Origin of the sequence: Bifidobacterium tibiigranuli (assembly GCF_009371885.1) — a bacterium.
Classification (GTDB): domain Bacteria; phylum Actinomycetota; class Actinomycetes; order Actinomycetales; family Bifidobacteriaceae; genus Bifidobacterium; species Bifidobacterium tibiigranuli.
The window spans coordinates 188,465-208,149 of record NZ_QLZA01000004.1 but is presented as its reverse complement, the minus strand read 5'-3'; the positions used below and the strand labels follow the sequence as shown (position 1 = coordinate 208,149).

Here is a 19,685-nt window from a genome sequence, read left to right as displayed (position 1 = left end):
CCAAGGGCTTTAACTTTAAGTCGAGTCGGTAGGTAAGGCTACCGCAGGGATATGGATCGCTGCCGCAAACCAGTGGAGACACTGCGCGCAGGTCAGCAGTTCTTGTCGAATCAAGGCATGAACTAATGCGATGCCACCGCCCTGCGAAGCTGAAGCTCAAACGATGACGAGTTGATGAGCGGCTATTGCGCCGTGTCACCTCCCCGCGACTGTTTCGGGCACCTGCCAAGCAGCGTATCCGACCGGATACGCTGACGCTTAAGTTCAATGGGCACAAAGCCCAGCTGGCGCAGGACGCAAGGAGGTGGTGGATCATGAGCGACGAACTTCCCAGTAGTTGTCGTTACGCAACGCAATGCAGCGTGCTCATGCCAATCGCACGCTGTCTCCCTGTTTCATCCTTATGATTTGGTCTCGGTCTCGTATAACCCGACTTTGCCCGTCGCCAACGCTAATCGTCCCGTTCCCGCGTGACGCCGCATCATTGCGTCATGCCACGCACACGCGTGCGCGTCTATCACATGACGTGAGCGTGACCTGAACATGGCATGAGCCTGACGTGAGAACGCCATGATGTGCGACACCGCATGCTGCACGTGCCAAAACAGTGCACAACGGACGGCATCACGGCGCATGGCATCGGGTGCCGCACAGCCAGCACATGGATGAATCATGGCTTGACCCGAATTATTCATACCATGCCGCGGTCGGCCTCCAGCACTGGACCACGGCCAAGGCACAAAGGACGCATCATGACCATATTCACTACCGCTCGGACTCCGGCAACGCAGTCCAAGAGCCCAATCGCCACCCAAAGGCGCATCATATCCGACTGCCTGGTGGTGGCCGGAATCCTCGCCGCGTTCGGCGCACTGGCCTATTTGACGCCAGGCGTCGTCGCACCCGTCGGCCCGCAGGGAATTCCTTCGACCGTACCCACGAACTTGGGTGCCTTGCCCTATGATGCGATGCGCTCGGTGCTGCGCATGGCTATCGCGTTAGCGTTCTCCTTCGTATTCTCGGTACTGTACGGGCTGGCCGCGGCTCGTTCGCGCCGCGCAGGCAAAGTGCTTATCCCGCTGCTCGACATCCTGCAGTCCGTGCCGATCCTCGGCTTCCTCTCGGCCACGGTGACCATATGGCTGGCTCTCTTCCCCGGTTCGATGCTGGGCGTGGAGGCCGCATCGATCTTCGCGATCTTCACCAGCCAGGCTTGGAATATGACCTTCGCCTTCCATCGCTCGCTGCTGAACGAACCAGCGGAACTCGACGAGGCCGCGCGTATCCTGCGGCTCACGCGCTGGCAGCGGTTCTGGAAGCTAGACATGCCCAACGCCGCAATCCCCATGCTGTGGAACTGCATGATGAGCGTCGGCGGCGGCTGGTTTTTCCTAACTGCATCGGAGATGATCTCCGTCAACAACCGCGCCTACGCGCTTCCCGGCATCGGCAGCTATGTCGCCGCAGCCAGCAGCCAAGGCGACTTCGGCAAGGTCGGCTGGGCCATCTTCGCGATGATCGTCGTCGTGCTGGCCATCGATGGCCTGGTATGGAAGCCGCTGACCGCATGGGCGGAGAAGTTCCGCATCACTCAGAGCGAATCCTCCATGCAGCGCACGAGCCTGGTGCTCACCATCATCCGACAGTCCCACATCGATGACTGGCTGGGCATGCTGCTGCGCCCCGTCGGCGACCTGCTCGACCGCATCATGCGCCCGCTGGGCCGCACCGGCTCGGTCAGTGCTCCCAAGGCCAGCCGTCAGCGCGCCGGCGATATCGCATTCAATATCGTCATCGCTGCGGCGCTCATCGCTGGAACCGCAGCATTGCTTAGCTCCATCAGGTCCACCATCGGGTTCGGCGAGACATGGCACATCATCGCTTTGGGAAGCCTGACCTTCCTGCGCGTGGCGCTGCTGACCATCGTATGCTCGGTCGTCTGGGTGCCAATTGGCGCGATGATTGGCATGAATCCGCGGCTGTCGCGCTTCATGCAGCCCATCGTGCAGGTTCTGGCGAGCTTCCCGGCCAATTTCCTCTTCCCCTTCCTCATCTTGTGGTTCCTTGCATGGCGCATCGACCTCGGCTGGGGTTCCATCCTGCTCATGGCGTTGGGCACGCAATGGTACATCCTGTTCAACGTGATTGCAGGCGCCAGCCAGATTCCCGACGATTTGCGCGAAATGGCGGCGAATATGCGCCTGCCGCGCATCATGCGCTGGACCAAGCTGATTCTGCCCGCCGTCTTCAGCTCCTGGTGCACCGGCGGCATCACTGCTGCAGGCGGCGCGTGGAACGCCTCCATTATCGCGGAATACGTCGAATCGGGCAGTCACACGCTCATCACGCCTGGTCTGGGCTCGTACATCACCGAGGCGACGGCGGTCGGCGACACGATGAAGACGCTGGTCGGCGTCGTGGTGATGAGCCTGTTCGTCGTCGCGGTCAACCGGCTGTTCTGGAATCCGCTCGAACGGTACGCCGCCAAGCGATTCGCAATCACCGCCTGAACACGCGGCCCGCGCGGCAGGAGCGGCTGACGCCGGCACATGCGAATGACCAATGACAATGACAATGACAATGACAATGACAATGACAATGAACAATACTCAAGGACGCAATATGATGAACCTCACCTTCAAGAACACAGCAGCCGCAGGCACCACGATCAGGAATGCCGCGAGCAAGCGGGTGACCACGACCCGCGCCGAATTCGCGCATCTCGACGCCACCCACGGCAATATCATCAGCGCGCAGCACATCTCCCAGCGCTTCGCCACGGACAAGAAGACGGATCTCACCGTGCTCGACGACATCTCCTTCACGCTCTATGACAATGAGATCGTCGCCATTCTCGGCCGCTCCGGAGCCGGCAAATCGACATTCCTGCGCATTCTCGCCGGACTCGTCCAGCCCAGCGAGGGCAGCGTCGAATACCGCGGGACACCGTTGGACGGGCCGAATCACGGCGTTTCCCTCGTCTTCCAGACCTTCGCGCTCATGCCGTGGCTCACTGTCCAGGCCAATGTGGAGCTGGGGCTTGAAGCTCGAGGCATGCCCCGGAGCCAGCGGCGCGACGTGGCTCTCGCGGCCATCGATGCCATCGGTCTCGACGGCTTCGAATCGGCGTATCCCAAGGAATTGTCCGGCGGCATGCGCCAGCGCGTCGGCATCGCCCGCGCGCTGGTGATGCGCCCGGATGCGCTGTTCATGGACGAGCCCTTCTCGGCGCTTGACGTGCTGACTGCGGAGAATTTGCGCCAGGAGGTTCTCAGCCTGTGGAACGGCAAGGACCAGGGCATCCGTTCGATTCTCATGGTCACGCACAATATCGAGGAGGCCGTGGAGATGGCCGACCGCGTCATCGTGTTCGGCTCGCATCCGGGCCGGCTCATCGCCCAGACATCGATTGACCTGCCACGGCCGCGCAACCGCCACAGCGCCGAATTCGAAGCGCGGGTCGACTACCTGTACTCGGTGCTGACCGGTACGCAGTCGCATCCCCAGACGCCGCGCTCCGCTGCGGGCAAGACTGAAGGCGATGCTGCGACTGCGGCAGCGTCTAGGCAGGAGCAGGCAGCGCCAATGGCTGCCGCAGTGCCGTCAACATTATCACAGCCACCAGCATCAGCAGCCCCGTCAGACCAGTACAGCAGCGCCGCCGAGCACGCGCAAGGCATGCAAACCACAGCCGACAAGGCCGTAGACGCTGCGCAACCCGCAGGCGCGACACCCGTCGGCGCAAACGGAGCGCATACGATGCCGAGGGCGACAGCAGCCGACCAGCCGTTCCTGCCCAATGCCACGCCGGGCGGTTTGGCCGGCCTGCTTGATGTGATAGCGGAGAACCCCTCCGGCATAGATCTCGCCGATCTCGCCAGTCTGCTGTCCTTCGAGGTGGACGATCTCTTCCCCCTGATTGATGCGGGAGCTATGCTCCGCGTGCTGGCCGTCCGCGAAGGGCGCGTGCGGCTCACCGATCAGGGCTGGGCATGGCATGATGCGGACATTCTGGGTTCGAAACAGGTCTTTGCGCGGCTGGCCTTGCAGCACGCTCCCCTCGTGCGCACCATCGATCTCGCCCTCAAGCAGTCGGAAACCGGTCGTCTGCGCGGTGAGCTGGTGCTCAATCTGCTGCGCAACCGCCATGAGGATGCCAAAGCGTGGCAGCAGTTCCACATCGCCGTCACATGGGGCCGCTACGGCGAGCTCTTCGATTATGATGCCGACGACGATCTGCTCATCATCGACGAGGCGAATAAGTGAATAGGTGATAAGCGTCGCATTTTGACCGCTAAAACGTGGCTGACGTACATTTCGTAACGTTAATAGGCTGATTTGCGTCGCCTTTTGTACGCCAGCCTCGATTTAGCGGTCAAAAAGCGATGCCAAGGCACGGCAGTGTCACAACTGTACGAAAGGAGATCTCCGTTGTCTCCTCGGCCCCTTGGCGGGGCCTCGGCGTCGGCTACTCACAGCGCACAGCGCTGTGAGCTTAACGCCTCCGCGGGCGATGTGACGTATAACTGCCCCCAAACAGCACGAATCCCGCACTACCATTGAGATAGTGTGGGATTCGTGACGTTCGAGGCGAGGAATCGCTGTCAGAACTGATATATCAGAACTTGCGGTGCTCGCGGTAGAACTTGATCAGGCCCTGGGTGGAGGCGTCCTGCTGAGCGAGGGCGTCGTCATCCTGCGAAATGGCGGGGGTGATCTGCTTGGCGAGCTGCTTGCCCAGCTCCACGCCCCACTGGTCGTAGGAATCCAGGCCCCACACGGTGCCTTCGACGAAGGTGATGTGCTCGTAGAGCGCGATCAGCTCGCCCAGCGAGAACGGGGTCAGCGCGTCGCCGAAAACGGAAGTGGTCGGGCGGTTGCCTGCGAAGACGCGCGCCGGCACGATCTCCTCGGCCGTGCCTTCCGCACGCACTTCGTCAGCGGTCTTGCCGAAGGCCAGCGCCTTGGTCTGCGCAAGGTAGTTACCCAGGAACAGCTCGTGCACATCCTGGCCGCCATCCTTGGTCGGGTTCGGCGTATTGGCGAAGGCGATGAAGTCGGCCGGAATGAGCTGCGTGCCCTGGTGGATGAGCTGGTAGAAGGCGTGCTGGCCGTTTGTGCCGGGCTCGCCCCAGAAGATCTCGCCAGTCTCGGTGGTGACGGGCGTTCCGTCCCAGCGCACGGACTTGCCGTTGGACTCCATGGTGAGCTGCTGCAGGTAGGCCGGGAAGCGGTGCAGGTACTGGTCGTAGGGCAGCACTGCGTGCGATGCGGCCTTGAAGAAGTTGCGGTACCAGACGTTGAGCATGCCCAGCAGCACGACGACGTTCTTGTCGAACGGCGTGGTGGCGAAGTACTCGTCAATCGCGTGGAAACCGTGCAGGAACTCCTCGAAGCGCTCCGGTCCGAAGACCACGGCGAGCGAGGTGCCCACTGCGGCGTCGACGGAGTAGCGGCCGCCGACCCAGTTCCAGAAGCCGAAGGCATTGGTGGGGTCGATGCCGAATTCGGCGACCTTCTCGAGATTCGTGGAGACGGCCACGAAGTGCTTGCTCACCGCTTCGGAATTCTTCTCATCCGAGCCATCGACAGCGCCGGCGGCCTTGAGGCCCTTCAGCAGCCAAGTGCGCGCCTCGCGGGCGTTGGTCAGCGTTTCGAGCGTGGTGAAGGTCTTGGAGACGATGATGAACAGCGTGGTCTCCGGATCCAGGCCCTTGGTCTTCTCGGCGATGTCGTTGGGGTCGATGTTGGAGATGTAGCGCGCGCTGATGCCCGCGTCCGCGTAGGCCTTGAGCGCCTCGTACACCATGACGGGGCCGAGGTCGGAGCCGCCGATGCCGATGTTGACGACCGTGGTGATCTTCTTGCCGCTCACGCCGGTCCACTCGCCGGAGCGAACCCTGTCGGCGAAGGCATAGATGCGCGAAAGCACCTCGCGCACGTCCTTGACCGTGTCCTGGCCGTCGACGATGAACTTGCCCTCGTCCTCGGCCGGGCGGCGCAGCGCGGTGTGGAGCACGGCGCGATCCTCGGTGTTGTTGATATGCACGCCGGTGTACATCGCCTTGGTGCGCTCGTCGAGCTTGACGGCCTTGGCAAGATCGGCGAAGAGCGCCAGCGTCTCGGGCTTGATCAGGTTCTTGGACAGGTCGAAGTGCAGATCGCCTGCGTCGAAGCTGAGCTTATCGACACGCGATGCATCATTGGCGAACCAGGTCTTGAGGTCTACGCCCTCATCCTGAAGCTGGTCGAAATGCTGCTGCAGCGCAGCCCATTCGGGCGTCTGCGTCGCATCGATAGGAGGATTGATGGCCATGTATGGTCCTTTCGTCGTCACTACGAACCAGTGCGGCATACGGACGGCTGCAATGCTCGCAGCGCGGTCACGCTGATTCCTTCAGTTCACAAGATACTCACAAAATAGGACAGCGGACGCGCCCCGGCGATGCTCCGGCGAGGCCATGTCTACAAGGCCATGCCTACAGAATGGCGTCCCGGCCTTCGTCCTGTAGATGCGACACGACGGATTTGATCTCCTGGCTGCGCGCGCGGGGGGCGATGAGCAGGGCGTCCGGCGTGTCGGCCACGACCATGTCGTTGACTCCGAGCAGCACGATCGTGCGCCCGGACATGGGCGCGACCACGTCTCCGGCGGAATCGAGGCACACCACCTGGTCGGTGTCTCCCATGACCTTGAGATTGCGCTCATTCACGCTGGGGAGCAGAGCCGCCACCGAGTTGAAATCGCCGATATCGTCCCAGCCGAAGTCGCCCGGGATCACTGCGACGCCGCCGCTCAGGCTCAACGGCTCCGCCACGGCGTAATCGAATGCGATCTTCTCGATGCCCGACCAGTAGCGAGCCATGGCCTCGTCCACGGCTTCCTCCCTGGTTGCGGCAGGAGCCATATAGGCGTCGGCGATGCGCGAAATCGCCTCGAACATCGCCGGCCTGCTCGCACGCAGGTGGCCAAGCAGCACGTCGGCGCGCATCACGAACATGCCGGCGTTCCAGCGGTATTCGCCGGTCGAAAGATAGGCCAGTGCGGTGGAGGCGTCTGGCTTCTCCACGAAGCGCTCCACCTCGCGCGCGCTGGGCGCCTGCGGGATGCGTGCGGCGAGCGACAAGCCCTGATGGATGTAGCCGAACGCGGTGGAGGGCCGCGAGGCGGCGATGCCGATGGTCGTGACATACCCGGCGCGCGCGGTCTCCACCGCCTGCCGCACCGATTCGGCGAAGGCCTCGCGGCCGCGTATCACATGGTCGGCGGCGAAGGAGCCCACGATGGTCTGCTCGCCGTAGCGTCGGGCGAGCACGGCCGTCGCCAGTGCGATTGCGGCTGTGGAATCGCGGGGAACCGGTTCGGCGAAGATGTTCTCGACACCCACATCGGGCAGCTGCTCGCGCACCGGCTCCACATACCGCCAGCCAGTGCTCACTACGACGTGGTCCTTCCCCGCGAGCGCCGCCAACCGGTCAAAGGTCGACTGCAGCAGCGTACGCCCCTGGCCGAGCGGGTCGAAAAGGAACTTCGGCTTGGCGACGCGGCTGAGCGGCCACAGCCGCGTGCCGGTGCCGCCGGCCGGAATAATCGCGTGGAAATCGCCAAAATCGTTCGTCTCGCTCATGCGCACCATTGTCGCGCAGCGACCGAACAAGGCGGGACACGGTGGAGATACAGCAAGGACACGGCGAGGACACGACAAGACGTGACCCGCATTGGACAAATTCTAGGGCTTCCAGTACACTCTTTTTTTTGTGCGCGAGTGGCGAATGCCGCTCGGGCAGATGCCGCTTTAGCTCAGTTGGTAGAGCGTCTCACTCGTAATGAGAAGGTCGACAGTTCGATTCTGTCAAGCGGCTCCATCTTTTTCGTATATATCAAGCCAGCCATATATCAGGCTTTCGCCTATTGCAGGCTTTGCACACATGGCGAACCATTCTGCATTTCGCATCGTGTTATTGTCCTCGGCATTGCCACAGCAATATCGCTGCTCAGAGACGACTCGTCAGCCACGGAACGATAACGTCGAAGCCGATGAAGCCAATCAGCCACACGATGGCGATGACGATGTAGGGCCATATGTGGGCGCGGCTGATGGCTACGAATTCGCGGATGAACGCGGTCGGCCAGTAGTAGCCACTCGTGCGGCTACCGACGCCGTCCGCCTTCAGCCCGATCTGGTGCGCGTACTCGCTCGCGCGGAACACGTGGTAGTCGCTGGTCACCAGCGCGGCGCGATAGGCGTGTGGCCCCGTGCCGCTGCGCCCGTCCATGATGTCCTTCGAGAATCGCAGGTTCTCCATGGTCGTCGTCGAGCGGTCCTCCATAAGGATGCTCTCCTCGGGAATATGCCGTTCCTCGGTCAGGTATGCGCGCATCGCCGCAGCCTCGCTGACGATTTCGTCACTGCCCTGCCCGCCGGACACGATGAGCACGCCGTAGCGCTGCTGACGTTCCCACAGCTCCACGGCCTTGTCGATGCGCCCGCGCAGCAGCGGCGTCGGCTTGTTGCCGCTCAGCCCTGCACCGTGGATGATGATGTAGTCATAGCGCCGATTGCGCGGCATGATGCGGTACAGCCACGAATATGCGAGCAGCGCGGCGAATGAGAAGAAGAACCACAGGCCTTCGAGCGGCACCAGTCCGATCAGGCTGGCGAGCCAACGCGGCCCGCGGCCGGAGTCCCACGCGTACAACGCGAGGAAGGCGACCACGGCGAGCGCCAGTGCGCCCGGCAGCATGGTGGCCAGCGACAGCCCCTCATGCCGGATGACGCTCACCGAATTGACCGCGAGAAACACAATCACGAGGAACGGCGCCAGACCGACCACCACAATCGCCAGCACGACAAGCCATACCTGCTGGGAGACCACCAGGCCCGCGCCAATCAGCGACATCACCAGCAGCATGAACCAGATGGCGTTGCGGAATTGCCGCGGCTCCTTGATGAACGACACGAGGAACACGGTTCCGAACACGGCTGCAGGCACGAAAAGCACCGCAATCGCCCAAGGACTCAGACCCATCGCGCACTCCCTTTCTCATCACGTTCTCATCATGGAGCTTCATTGCCTTCCCATCCTACCGGTTCGGATTCGCCGCCGAAAGCTTCGTTCCACCCGCCCGAAATACAAAGGGGGTCACAAACGCGCCAAACATTGCTATATTGGTAGGGTTTACGGTCGAAGAACGAGAGCGGGAGCGCATGTCAGTACAGCAGGAAATGGCGTTGCAATCGGATATGCGCCGCGTCGTCGAAACGCTTCACCGCGAAGAGACCAACGTCACGCCCTACCGCAGCGAGTATCGCCAATTGCTGGACAACCACGGCAAGATGATTCGCGCCACGCTTGTCGTGCTCTTCGCGCGGGCTGCCGGCGAAGATTCTGGGAAACTTGACGAGCAGGTGATAACCGGCGCCGCGGCAATCGAGATGCTGCATCTGGCCACGCTTGTGCACGACGATGTGCTCGATTCGGCGCCTATCCGGCGCAACCAGCCCACCGTGCACACCACGGCCGGCAACAAGGCCGCGATATACCTTGGCGATTTGATTCTGTCGCGATACATGGAAATCATGGCTGAGATCGCGCCGAGCACCGATTTTCTGCGCGAACAGGCCTCGACGGTCTGCGAGATCGTCGGCGGCGAGCTGCTGCAGGAATCGGCGCGTCACCATGCCGAGACGACGCTCGACTACTACCGCAAGGCCATCGGGGGCAAAACCGCAGCGCTCTTCCGGCTCGCCTGCCTCACCGGCGTGCGGCTGAGTGCGCAAGGTTCGCAGGGTCCCAACGCGTCGCAGCCTGACCCAACGCTGGTGGACACCGCGCGGGCCTTCGGCAACCATCTCGGCATGGCCTTCCAGATCATGGACGACATCGCCGATTTCGACCTCGCCCACGACACCGGCAAGCCCAAGCTCGAAGACGTGGCGGACGGCATCTACACGCTGCCCGTACTGCTGGCGCTGCGTGACGACCCTGATTTCGCCCAGCTGCTGAGCCGCGATGACCCGCAGGCCGTGGAAGACTACTTGCAGGCGCATCCTGATCTGCTCGCGCGCTCCCGAGATGAGGCCATGCAGCATCTCGACGACGCCGAGGCATGCCTTGGCGACCTGGCCGGTACTGTCCGCCCGAAGGCGATTGCGCAGCTCAGCGACGTGCTGCGCCGCATCCGCAAGCAGCTGTAGTTACAGGCAATTACCACTACAGGCAGTTGTATTACGCGGCGAGCTCGCCGACGTCGAGCCGGTAGAGCTCGCGGAAGCGGGCGTTGCTGCGGTAGAGCTCGTGCGGCGCGCCCTGCATCGCGATACGGCCTGATTCGAGGAACACCACGCGATCCGCGTCCTCAAGGCCCTGCAAGTGATGGGTCACCCACAGCAGCGTGCGCTGCTGGCTCACCCGGAAAATCATGGTCATGAGCGCGCGCTCGGTAAGCGGGTCAAGGCCGATGGTCGGCTCGTCCAGCAGAATCATCGGCGTGTCCTTGAGCAGTATCCTGGCCAAGGCGAGGCGCTGGCGCTGGCCGCCGGAAAGCCGCTGGCCTGATTCATCGACCGGCTCGGCAAGCTGCCCAGGCAAACCACGCACAAAATCGCCGAGCTGCACGTCATCCAGCGCCTGCCAGACTTCGCTATCCGGGGCGTCGGGCCGGCCGAGCCGCACGTTGTCGCCGATAGTCGTGTTGAATACGAAAGCCTGCTGGTTGAGGTAGCCGAACAGCCGCGCGCGCTCGGATTGCAGAGCCCGTACCGGTATGCCATTGACGCGAATCTCGCCGTACTGGGGTACGAGATCGCCGAGCAGCAGCTGCAGAATCGTGGTTTTGCCCTCGCCGCTGGGGCCGAGCAGCGCCACCTTCTGGCCGGCATCGATATGCAGGCTGAAATCATCGAGCAACATGGGCTGGTCGGGGCCGTACGAGAAGGTCACATGGTCGAAATCGATGCTGCTCAGCGGCCCGGCAAGCGTTTGCTGCGGCACTTCGGCAGGCTGATGCGATTCCACGCACTCGGTCAGCGCATTGAGGTGTTCCAGCGAATCGCTGTACAACGGCACTTCGGCGAAGGCCTGCGCCACGACGATGAAGCAGTCGATCAGCGGGAACAGCGCCAGCACCACGGCGGCCGCGAAATCAGCGCTATCGGTGCTGGATGTCAGGAACAACGCCGAACCGGCCAGCAAACCCACCGCCATCACGGCGAAGATCATCTGGATGGCGAAGTTGCGCCAACGCTCGAAGCGCTTCTGCTCGGCTTGGCTGGCACCGATTGCCGAGAACTGCTCGGCACCGGTCGCACCGAACTCCTCGCTGCGATGTGTGATGACCCAGTCGCCAAGCCCCAGATAGCTTTCGGTCACGGCCGTGTATTCGTGCTGCTGCGCCGCCTTTTCGCGGGCGTATCGGGCATCGGAGAACGCTAGCGACATCAGCGGCACGGCGATCAGCACCAGCGCGAAGAGCAGGAAGAGGATCAGGCTGGTCTGCCATGAGAAGACGCCGACCGCAATCGTGACGGCAACCCACATGATATAGGCCACAATCGTGGGGAAGATCGTGCGCAGGTAGAAGTTCTCCAAATGGTCCAAATCGTCGGCGAGCAGACCGAGCACGGTGCCGGTGCGCTCATGCTCGGTCAGGAAGGCCGCGTCGCGCGAGAGCGTGCGGTACAGCTGCACGCGCAGCTTGGAGACCACGCGCAGCACCCAGTCGTGGCTGGCGATGCGTTCGAGGTATTTGAATGACGGCCGTCCGATGCCGAAGGCGCGCGTGAGCACGATGGGCACGTAGACCGCGAAGATGTTGTACGGGTGGCGGGCCGAGCGGCTGATGAGGAAGCCGGAGGTGAACATCAGCCCGGCGCCGCATACGAAGGTCAGCGCGCCGACGAGGAAAATCGCCGCCAGCAGCGCGCGATGCTGCCGTAGGTAGGGCCAGAACCAGTGGTCCCTGCGCCAGATGTTCAGGTAGCGCGAGAAGCCGGTGGGGCGTGGGGCGTTGCCGTTGCTGGAAGCGGTGTTGTCGGGCTTGCTGCCGGTGTTCGCGTTAGTGTCCGTATTAGTGTCCGTATGCTGGGACAGCGATTCCACATTGATGTCGGTGTCGGTGTCGCCATTATCGTTCATGCCGTTATTCGCAACGTTATTCATTGAAGTACCCCTCAATCCGGTTGCCGCCCAGCTCGCCTATCAGCTCGCTCAGGGGGCCGCCCCGGCCTATCAGCTCGCCTGGCATGCCAGCTTCCGTGATGCGCCCGCCGTCCAGCACGAGCACCTTATCGACGTTCGCCAGCCAGTGCAGCCGGTGCGTGGCGAATATCACCAAGTGGCTCTCCATAAGCGGCAGCAGGGTCTGCTTGAGGTCATATTCGGTTTCGATGTCCAAATGCGCGGTCGGCTCGTCGAAAAGCAGAATCGAGCGCGAATGGTCTGCGATGACCCGGGCTAGGGCGATGCGCTGCGCCTGCCCGCCGCTGATGCCGCGATTGCCCTCGCCTATCAGCGTGTCCAAGCCGTCGGGAAGCGTGCCGAGCCAATCGCCCAATCCGGCTTGCTCGGCGGCGGCGCGCACATCGCTGTCACTCGCCGACTGATTGTAGAAGCGGATGTTGCTGGCGATGGAGCCGCTGAAGATGTACGGCGTCTGCGGAATATAGCTGATATGCCGCTGCCAGGCGGGCGCGTTGAACTGCGTGAGCTGCTGCCCATCGAGTTCGACAGCGCCGCTCTGCGGGATGTTGAAGCCGGCCAGCAGGTCGATCAGCGTCGATTTGCCTGCGCCCGACCGGCCGATGATGGCGACTTTCTCGAAGCCATGCAGGGTGAAGGAGAGATCGCGCAGCGCGGGGTGGGCGTCGTCAGATTGGTTGGCTGCTGCGGTATCGCTATGAGCCTCATTGCCATCTTCGGCATCATAAGCAAAGTCAAGCCCGCGCACGCTCAGCGTGCTATCGCTCCCCCAGCCTCGCCAGTCAAGCTCGTCGTCCGGCTCGGATTCAGGCGTATCAAGCAGCCCGTTGATGTCCTGCAAGGCGTTCTTGCCGTTGAGCGTTGCGTGGTAGTCGTCGCCGAACTGGCGGATGGGCAGGAAATACTCCGGCGCGAGTATCAGCGAGAGCAGCGCAGGGAAGAGCGCGACCGTGCCGTTGATCAGCCCGTTGCCCAAGGCCACGGCCATAATCGCAATTGCCAAAGTCGTGAAGAAATCGAGCGCGAAGGTGGAGGTCATCGCCACTCTGAGCACGCTATTCGTGCGCTTGCGGAAGCGGTCGCTGGCGCTGGCGACCGTGCGCTCGTACTCCTTGTCGACTCCGAGCATTTTCAGAGTCGGCAGACCCAGGATCGTATCGACGAAGGTGTTGTTGAGCTCGCGGAACTCGGCGTACTGCTTGTCGGATTTGTCGCGGGCGGCGATGCCCAGGATCGCCATGAAGAAGAACAGCAGCGGCATCATGAGCAGCAGCACCAGGCCGCTGAGCCAGCTTTGCGACCACACGGCGACCAGCACGATAACCGGGATGAAGCTCATATCCATCATCTTCGGCAGCACGGTCTGGATATAGGTTTTGGTCTGATCAAGCCCGTCGATGAGCATAGTCACCGAGGCGCCGGTCCCCCTCTTAGCCAACGCTGCCGGCCCAAGCCGGAAAATCTTGCGCTGCGCCTGCGGGCGCAGTTCGCTGACCACGCCGCCTGCGTAACTGGTGGCGACCCGCTGCTTGCCCACCTCGCACAGCTGGCGACAGGCGAAGGCCACGGCAAATATCGCCACGGGCAGCGGCAGTGACGATAGCGCGTGCCGCTGCCAGATCTCCACAAGCGCGCGGGTCAGGCCATATGCTTGCGCCACAATGCTGGCGCCCTGCACCAGCGAAAGCATCGCCAGCATCCCCATGGCCCACCTGAACCCGGGGAAACGAAACAGGCTTTTGTCGATCACCGCACACCTTCTTTTCTGGCCTTGCGCCGCACACTACCCAGTACCGCTACCCTGTACCGCTTACCCAGCATCAATTCAAGCGAAGGCTGCGCCGGCATTCCGCCAACGCAGCCTTCGCGATTTTCGCAGTCTCACTGTGCAGTGCGGCCTATAATACTATGGGCGCTGCGCTACACCAGCATCCGCTAGCCAGCGTATTCCAGATTCGCGTTGGGCTTGCTCTCAGCCGCGTCGATGGCAGGCAGGCGCTTGCGCTGCAGCGCATAGCTCCACACGAAGTACGCCACGACGACCGGCAGCAGCACGCACAGCACGACGGTCATGATGCCCATCGTGTACGGCGAGGCCGAAGCGTCCTTGATAAGCAGGTCGTTGGCCGGATTGGTCGCGATCATCACGCGCGGGAACAGCCCGTTGAAGATGAAGGCGATGATGCCCGCCAGCGTCACAGCTGAGGAAACGAAGGCCCAGCCGCCGCGATGCGCGAACGCGGCCGCATGCCCGGAAATGGTCGTCGCGAGGATCACCACGGTAATCAGCCAGCTCGAAACCGGGCGGGCAGCATAGAAATCGGTGAAAATCAGCGCGAGAATCACGAACACTACCAGTGCCGGATAGGCAATCCAGTAGATTTTCTGCGTCACATTAAGCATTTTGCGCGACAGATCGTGGTCGAGCTTGAGGCTCAGGAAATGCAGGCCGTGCACGAAGCAGAAGAACACGGTTGCGATGCCGCCGACCACGGAGAGCCAGTTGAACACATCAAAGAAGCTTGCCCAGACGTTGCCCTGCTTGTCCATCGGAACGCCCTGGATGAGGCTGGTGAGCATCATGCCCAGGAAGAACGGCGCGAAGAGGCTGCCGACAAAATTCGCCCACTGCCACACCGAGCGTTCGCGGTCGGTGAGCGCGTGCGCGGCGAACTCGAAGGACACGCCACGCAAAATCAGCGCCACGAGCACGAGGAACAGCAGAATGTAGTAGCCGGAGAACAGGCTGGCGTACCACAGCGGGAAGGCCGCGAACATCGCGCCGCCTGCCGTGATGAGCCACACCTCGTTGCCGTCCCAGTGCGGGCCGATAGCGCGCATGAACAGGCTGCGTTCGCGGCCATTCTCCGCCACGAAGCGCGTAGACATGCCGACGCCGAAGTCAAGCCCGTCGAGCACCAGGAACAGCGCGAACAGCAGCGCAATGACAAAGAACCATAAACCTTGCAGGAAACTCATGAGAGTGCCACGCTCCTTTCAGCGCCCGACTTACCGGCGATTGCAGCCGATGCAGCAGCACCAGCAGCCGCAGAGTCCGTTGACTTCGCCTTAGCCGCCTTAGCCGCCTTGGACTGCCTCACCGGCAGCTCGCCCTCGCCGTCCGGCCCTTGGTACAGCACCCGGCGCGAGTAGAAGATCATCACCGCGCCCAGCAGCAGGAACAGCAGGAAGTAGACGATGTTGGTGAACAACAGCCCCGGCACGGTGGCGGTCGGCGAGACGCCGTCGGCAATGGTCAGCAGCCCGTAGACGATCCACGGGTAGCGGCCGAGCTCGGTGATGAGCCAGCCGCCGGTAGTGCCGATGAACGGCACGAACGTGCATGCGCCCATGATCCACAGCAGCCAGCGATAGTTCATCAGCGTGCCTGTGCCATCACCCTTGCCCTTGCGCGTGAACCACAGCGCCAGAATCGAGGCCAGCCCTGATATCGCCGCGGAAAGCGCCATGAATCTAAAGCTCCAGAACAGCGCATTGACCGGCACGTAGTAGTTCATATCCTTGCCGAACTTCGCGTCGTACTGCTCGTGCAGCTCCTTGTCGACCGTATCCATGCCCTTGACCGAGCCGGAAGCCTTATGATACGAGAGCAGCGAAAGCATGTACGGGATTTCGATGCTCTTGGCGGTCTTGTCATTCTCGTTGATTAGCGAGACGACGGCCCACGGCGCCGGATCCTTGGTGTCCTCGTAGATGGCTTCTGTCGCCGCGAACTTCATCGGCTGATCCTTGATGATGAACTGCGTCTGCAAATCGCCGGCATACGTGACGAACACGGCACCCACGAGCGCGACCACCGCGCCGAAGCGAATCGACTTGGTGAAGAAGGCCTTGTCGCCGTCATGCTGCTGCGTGCGCTTGTGCAGCATGGCGAAGGCACTCATGCCCAGGATGATCATGCCGCCGGTCATCACCGCCGCGAAGATGACGTGCGGGAAGGCTCGCCACAGCTGCGGATTGGCGACCACGTCCATGAAGCTGCGCAGCCGCACGTGCCCGGTCGCCTTGTCGATTTCGAAGCCGGTCGGATGCTGCATGAAGCTGTTGGCCGCCAGAATCCAGATGGCCGAGAGGGTCGAACCCAGCCAGGTCAGCCAGATGAAGAGCGCATGCACGCCGGGCTTGAAGCGGTCCCAGGTGAACATCCACACGCCGATGAAGGTAGATTCCAGGAAGAAGGCGAGCAGCGCCTCGATGGCGAGCGGCGCACCGAAGATATCACCCATGAAACGCGAGTAGTTCGACCAGTTCATGCCGAACTGGAACTCCTGGATGATGCCGGTGACCACGCCCACGGCGAAGCTGAGCAGGAAGATCTTGCCCCAGAATTTCGCCATTTTCAGGTACAGCGGGTTCTTGTTCACCGCGTAGATCGTCTCCATGATGGCCACGGCGAGCGCCAGCCCGATCGAAACCGGGATGAAGAAGAAATGATAGATGGTCGTCATCGCGAACTGGAATCGCGACAGCCCCAGAATGGATAATCCCACGATTATGCCTCTTTTCGAACGATGTTTCGCACGATGTCTGCCCGGGCAAAGCCACGCGCCATGCCCGGCGGGCGGCCCTGCCCAGTTGCTCAGTACTTGGTATTCAGTGCCTGTTAGCCAGTACTGTGTTTATTCAAGCACTGTGTTTATTGAGTACCAGTCTACCGAGCGCTAGTGTGCCGAGCGTCTAGTTGCTAGTTGCTTTCCAGCATTTCCTTGAGATGCGCCAGCTCGAACACGGAGCGGTCGTTGACCATGCGCTTGACCATGCTGACCTTGTGGCCCTTGAGCTTCCAATGGCCCATCACGTTCAGCTCGGCCACGCCGGTGTGCGGCCCGAGCGAGCAGACCGTGCCCAGGCTCTTGAAGGTGAACTTGTGCGGTTCGCGGCCGGCCAGGCGCGCCGCGACATTGGCTGCGACGACATCGGCCTGCGCGATGGAGATCTGCGCGGTCGTAGGGTAGAGCCGGCCCGACGTGGCGTCTGGCACGGCGCTGACATCGCCGACGAGGAACTCGTTCGGATGGCCCTTGACGGACAGATCGTCCTCGACGACCACGCGGTTGCGCTTCTGGTCATAGCCGGAGTCGCAGATCACATGGCTGCCGCGCACGCCGGTGGTCCAGATGATCGTGTTGGCGTGGAACTCCTGATCCGCCGTCACCACGACGCCGGGCCTGACCTCGGTGATCACGATGCCGTTATGAATCTCGATGCCCTTGGAGATGAGATAGTCCACCGCCCACTTCGAGAGATTGTCAGGCAGCATCGCCAGAATCTTCGGCGAGGCCTCGACGCAGGTGATGCGGATGAGATCTTCGGGCAGCGAATACTGCTTCGCCAGCTGCGGCACGCGCCAGGCGAGTTCGCCGAGCAGCTCGATGCCGGTGAATCCGGCTCCGCACACCACGATGTGCAGGTCGTTCTCGTCGTGACTGGTCGCGTAGTTCGCCAGCGTCTTCTCCATATGCTCGCGCACGGCGAGCGCGGAGTCGATGTTGTTGAACGACACGCTGTTCTCCTCGGCGCCCGGGATGCCGAAGGTCTCCGATTCGAAGCCCAGCGCGTTGACCAGATAGTCGTAGGCGAGCGGCTCCCCTTCCTTGAGGATCACCTGGCTGTGCTCCCGATCGATGCGCTCCACCGCGTCGATGACGACCTCGACCTTGTCCGAGACGGCATCGCGGATGTCGAAGGTGATGTCGGACGGCTCCTTGGTCCCGGCTGCGATCTCGTGCAGCTGGGTGGATTCGTAGTGATAGGGATTGTTGTTGATCAGGACGATGCGCGCATCGACTTTCTCATGGACCAGTCGCTTGACCGTGCGCATGCCTGCATAGCCCGCGCCTAGAACAGCAATTGTCGTCATAATGCCACCTTCGTACGATGAGACTGCTTCTGCGTAGGCAGCGCCGAACGACGCCGCATCGCGCCGCGTCGAAACCACTGCCTGACTTATTCACCTAAAGTATATATACGGTCGGGTCTCGAAACGTGTAACAATGGGCGACGCGCAGCCGATTCACCCGATTATGAGGGAAATATCACACTTTGCGGACACGGTGTTGCAAAAACACAATGTGTGTGGTGCAGATGTGTGTGGTTCAACAGTATGCGTGTTGTCAAGGCACTGCGTTTCAGAGGTGTCGTGGTTCAAAGACGCAGCGTTTCACACGCACCGCGTGCGCACAAAGGGGCTCGAACCCTCACGGCCGCAAGGCCACAGGAACCTAAATCCTGCGCGTATACCAATTCCGCCATGTGCGCGAGGCCAGCGCAACCGTAATGGTCGCATGGCCCCCATTAATCTAGCATGCCTTCGGGAGCGAAGCAGCATCAGAGCAGTATCGGCGATGATATCCAATCCATGCCCGATAACAGCGTGGGCCTATCATGGCTGGTGGCATACCAGCCGCGAACACCGCCGCCAGCCCAGAGAAGAGGAAGTCATGTCTGCGATCATCCAGCCGACGACGCTGTTGCTCATCATCCTGGCCGGATACCTGTTCAAGCGCACGCGCCTGTTCGGCCCGCTCGACTACCGCGTGCTGCAGACCGCCGAATTCAATCTGGTGCTGCCCGGCGCCATCATCTACTCCTTCGCCACCAACCCACACCACATCAGTCTGCTCGCCATCTCGGCGTTCTCGCTCATGGCCGCGCTGCTGCCCGCGCTGGCAATCTTCCTGACTTCACGGCACCGCCCGGTGAGCGACCGCGCGTTCCTCATGCTCAACGGCTCCGGGTTCAACGTCGGCTGCTTCTGCTTCCCCATGCTGCAGTCCCTGCTCGGCCCGGCGGCGCTCATCCCTGCGGCGATGTTCGACATCGGCAACAGCGTCATGGTCGCGGCCGGCACTAACGTCATCATGCAGACGCTGCTGCACATCGAACCCGGCAAGACCCTCACGCAACAGCACGCCGGAGCTGCGCCGACTCTGCCGTACACCCGCCCAGTCGACCGTGATGCCCGGCGGCTGCGGCGACGCGCCCTGCGACGCAATGTGGCGCGCGGTTTCCTCACATCGCCCTCGTTCGACACGTACATGCTGATGGTGCTGTTGACGCTGATCGACTTCAAACTGCCGGCGTGGACCGCGACGGTTGCGCAGCCCTTCGCCTCAGCCAACGCCTTCTGCTCGATGCTTATGGTCGGCATGCTCACTGAATTGCCGCGGGACTCACACGACGTCAAAGCCGTCTTTACGGTGATCGGCTGGCGGCTGCCGTGCTCATTGATTTTCGCGGCGGCAGCCTGGTTCCTACTCCCCTTCGACCCGCTCATGCGCGAGGCTGTGGCATTGTGCTGCCTGGCTCCGACGGCGATGTTCTCCACGATGTTCACTGACAAAGTGCTTGGCAACGCCCGGCTCGCCGGTTTCACGCTGTCGCTGACCGCCATAATTGCCATCGTGATGATGATGGGATTCCACTTTTTGGTCGGTATATAGATGCGGCTCACACTTTTTTGC

At 62.0% G+C, this 19,685-nt stretch carries 12 protein-coding genes, 2 tRNA genes and 1 riboswitch; of the genes, 5 read left to right on the top strand and 9 right to left on the bottom strand.

Annotated features, from left to right (window positions below; translation table 11 throughout):
- Positions 1 to 17 precede the first annotated feature (17 nt).
- Positions 18 to 175, top strand: a riboswitch (M-box (ykoK) riboswitch).
- 577 nt (positions 176 to 752) lie between these two features.
- Together DDF78_RS04990 and DDF78_RS04985 are read left to right on the top strand one after the other, a co-directional pair.
- Positions 753 to 2,510 carry an ABC transporter permease gene (locus tag DDF78_RS04990; RefSeq protein ID WP_152580633.1) on the top strand — a complete coding sequence of 586 codons (1,758 nt, stop codon included), beginning with the start codon at positions 753 to 755 and terminating at the stop codon, positions 2,508 to 2,510.
- 112 nt (positions 2,511 to 2,622) lie between these two features.
- Positions 2,623 to 4,266 carry an ATP-binding cassette domain-containing protein gene (locus DDF78_RS04985; protein WP_237564556.1) on the top strand — a complete coding sequence of 548 codons (1,644 nt, stop codon included), beginning with the start codon at positions 2,623 to 2,625 and terminating at the stop codon, positions 4,264 to 4,266.
- A gap of 352 nt (positions 4,267 to 4,618) precedes the next feature.
- Here the strand turns inward: DDF78_RS04985 and pgi are convergent, their stop codons facing one another.
- The gene (pgi, locus tag DDF78_RS04980) at positions 4,619 to 6,316 is read right to left on the bottom strand and encodes a glucose-6-phosphate isomerase (protein WP_152580632.1); all 1,698 of its coding nucleotides are present in this window, start codon (positions 6,314 to 6,316) and stop codon (positions 4,619 to 4,621) included.
- A 163-nt stretch (positions 6,317 to 6,479) separates the two neighbouring features.
- Positions 6,480 to 7,628, bottom strand: coding sequence for a mannose-1-phosphate guanylyltransferase (locus DDF78_RS04975; protein ID WP_152580631.1), 1,149 nt, complete (start codon positions 7,626 to 7,628; stop codon positions 6,480 to 6,482).
- Positions 7,629 to 7,790: 162 nt separating this feature from the next.
- Here DDF78_RS04975 and DDF78_RS04970 point away from each other — a divergent pair.
- Positions 7,791 to 7,866 (top strand) — tRNA-Thr (locus tag DDF78_RS04970).
- A gap of 129 nt (positions 7,867 to 7,995) precedes the next feature.
- Here DDF78_RS04970 and DDF78_RS04965 read toward each other — a convergent pair.
- Positions 7,996 to 9,030 (bottom strand): YdcF family protein, encoded by a 1,035-nt coding sequence (locus tag DDF78_RS04965; RefSeq protein WP_152580630.1) that lies wholly within the window; start codon positions 9,028 to 9,030, stop codon positions 7,996 to 7,998.
- Between the two features lie 179 nt (positions 9,031 to 9,209).
- Between DDF78_RS04965 and DDF78_RS04960 the strand changes: the two genes are divergently transcribed.
- The gene (locus DDF78_RS04960; RefSeq protein ID WP_152580629.1) at positions 9,210 to 10,199 is read left to right on the top strand and encodes a polyprenyl synthetase family protein; all 990 of its coding nucleotides are present in this window, start codon (positions 9,210 to 9,212) and stop codon (positions 10,197 to 10,199) included.
- A gap of 31 nt (positions 10,200 to 10,230) precedes the next feature.
- Here DDF78_RS04960 and cydC read toward each other — a convergent pair whose 3' ends face one another.
- The 6 genes from cydC to DDF78_RS04930 all read right to left on the bottom strand — a co-directional run bounded on the left by cydC (position 10,231) and on the right by DDF78_RS04930 (position 18,480).
- Entirely contained in the window at positions 10,231 to 12,162 is a 1,932-nt protein-coding gene (gene cydC / locus DDF78_RS04955; RefSeq protein WP_237564555.1) for a thiol reductant ABC exporter subunit CydC, read from the bottom strand.
- Positions 12,155 to 13,951 carry a thiol reductant ABC exporter subunit CydD gene (gene cydD / locus DDF78_RS04950; protein ID WP_152580628.1) on the bottom strand — a complete coding sequence of 599 codons (1,797 nt, stop codon included), beginning with the start codon at positions 13,949 to 13,951 and terminating at the stop codon, positions 12,155 to 12,157. Before cydD ends, cydC begins: the two co-directional genes overlap by 8 nt.
- Before the next feature lie 185 nt (positions 13,952 to 14,136).
- Positions 14,137 to 15,180 (bottom strand): cytochrome d ubiquinol oxidase subunit II, encoded by a 1,044-nt coding sequence (cydB, locus tag DDF78_RS04945; protein ID WP_152580627.1) that lies wholly within the window; start codon positions 15,178 to 15,180, stop codon positions 14,137 to 14,139.
- Positions 15,177 to 16,712, bottom strand: coding sequence for a cytochrome ubiquinol oxidase subunit I (locus DDF78_RS04940; protein WP_237564554.1), 1,536 nt, complete (start codon positions 16,710 to 16,712; stop codon positions 15,177 to 15,179). Before DDF78_RS04940 ends, cydB begins: the two co-directional genes overlap by 4 nt.
- A 194-nt stretch (positions 16,713 to 16,906) precedes the next feature.
- On the bottom strand, positions 16,907 to 18,082 hold the full coding sequence (locus DDF78_RS04935) for an NAD(P)/FAD-dependent oxidoreductase (protein ID WP_152580625.1): 1,176 nt from the start codon (positions 18,080 to 18,082) through the stop codon (positions 16,907 to 16,909).
- Positions 18,083 to 18,396: 314 nt separating this feature from the next.
- A tRNA-Leu gene (locus DDF78_RS04930) sits at positions 18,397 to 18,480 on the bottom strand.
- Positions 18,481 to 18,662: 182 nt separating this feature from the next.
- Here DDF78_RS04930 and DDF78_RS04925 point away from each other — a divergent pair.
- A complete protein-coding gene (locus DDF78_RS04925) occupies positions 18,663 to 19,664 on the top strand; it encodes an AEC family transporter (RefSeq protein WP_152580624.1) in 1,002 nt (333 codons plus the stop codon).
- Positions 19,665 to 19,685: the final 21 nt, after the last annotated feature.